Below are 1,288 nucleotides of genomic sequence, written 5' to 3' on the forward strand. Positions count from 1 at the left end.
TTGATGTAGAGGTCTACCGCCTCGGGCACGGCCACTTCGTCGCAGCCAATGCCCGCCTCGCCCCGGGTGTCGAGCACGAAGGCCCCGGGAATGGCGCGCGCCTCCAGCCCGTTCAGGCCCGGCATCGCAGCCCACGCCGGGCCGGTGGGCGCGTCAACCGGGCCGGCCGGCAGGTTCAGGTGCACGATTTGCAGGCGCGCTTCCATCTGGTCGAGCTGGGCCGGCAAGCCGCGCAGGGTGCGGCGGTAGTCGGGGTCCGGCAGACGGGTCGGGGCGGAGCTAGGCGGTTGGTGTGGCACGGTAGAGGTCTTTAAGGTCAGAGCGGATTTCTTTCAGGTCCTGATGCAGCGCCCGAAACGCCTCTTCGTGGCGGCTTAGGTCGCGGCCGTGGCTTTCCTGCCGCTCCGATACCGTGGTGAGCGTATCGGCCGCCTTGGTGAGCCGGTCAATGGCGCTGACAATGCGGGCCAAATCCGCCTGCAGCATCATGACCTGCGCCGTCGTGAAGGTGGCCGAAGCGGCGCGCACCGTTTCCAGGTCGGCGGCCGTGGCGGGCCGGTCTTTCCAGATCAGCTTATAAATCAACAGGCCGGCCACGCCGCCAAAAACCAGCACCAGCAGCCAGAGCACGGCCGTAAACGGATCGGTGCCGGCATGGCTGCCCACGTTTTGGGCGGCGTCGGCGGTGGCCTTGGTGAGTTCGGCGGTTTGTAGCAGCATAAGCGTCGGCAGCCGGCGGCGCGGCGTGCATGGGGCGGGGCCTTAGCGGTAATCGATGTAGTCGAAAATGGCCAGCGAAATGAGCAGAGCCAGCAGCGCCACCCACCAGGTCGGCAGCGCAGAGGTCGAGGGGGAGGAAGGGGGCGCTGACATGAAATGGGTGCGGGGTAACTATTGGGCAACTACTGCGATTAGCGGGCTGAGCGGCGTCACTGGTGGCCTTGGTGAGTTCGGTGGGTTTACCGGGTTGGGTTGGATACAGGCATTTTAGAAGGGAGAGGCAACAAAAAAGGCCCGGCCGTTTTCAGCCGGGCCGATTGGTTTAAACCTTGCGGCTGGCCAGCGCCTGCCGGGCGGCCTGCTGATCGGGCTGGGGCAGCAAGTCTACGGCGCACTGCTCGCGCGTTTCCCAGGCCGGTCCGCACGAGCCGCCTGCCACGTTGAAGGCTTGCCAGATAAGCACCTTTACGGCCCGGCCTACCAGGCGACTGCGAAGTGAGCCGAGCGGCGTTAAGTCAGGAGCGGGTCCGGTACATTCGAGAATCATACCCGCAACATCGGGCGAAAT

3 protein-coding genes are annotated in these 1,288 nt (G+C 65.5%); all 3 read right to left on the reverse strand.

Going from position 1 to position 1,288, the window contains the following annotated elements; all coding sequences use genetic code 11:
- Nucleotides 1-299: hypothetical protein (locus HW554_RS20170; RefSeq protein ID WP_218134810.1), on the reverse strand; the 299-nt coding region annotated here is incomplete at its 3' end.
- Nucleotides 280-720, reverse strand: coding sequence for a hypothetical protein (locus HW554_RS20175; protein WP_176910327.1), 441 nt, complete (start codon nucleotides 718-720; stop codon nucleotides 280-282). The genes HW554_RS20175 and HW554_RS20170, both read right to left, overlap by 20 nt.
- A 322-nt stretch (nucleotides 721-1,042) precedes the next feature.
- A partial coding sequence (locus tag HW554_RS20180; protein WP_218134812.1) for a hypothetical protein occupies nucleotides 1,043-1,288 on the reverse strand: 246 nt, incomplete at its 5' end.

Source organism: Hymenobacter lapidiphilus (genome assembly GCF_013377885.1).
Lineage (GTDB): Bacteria > Bacteroidota > Bacteroidia > Cytophagales > Hymenobacteraceae > Hymenobacter > Hymenobacter lapidiphilus.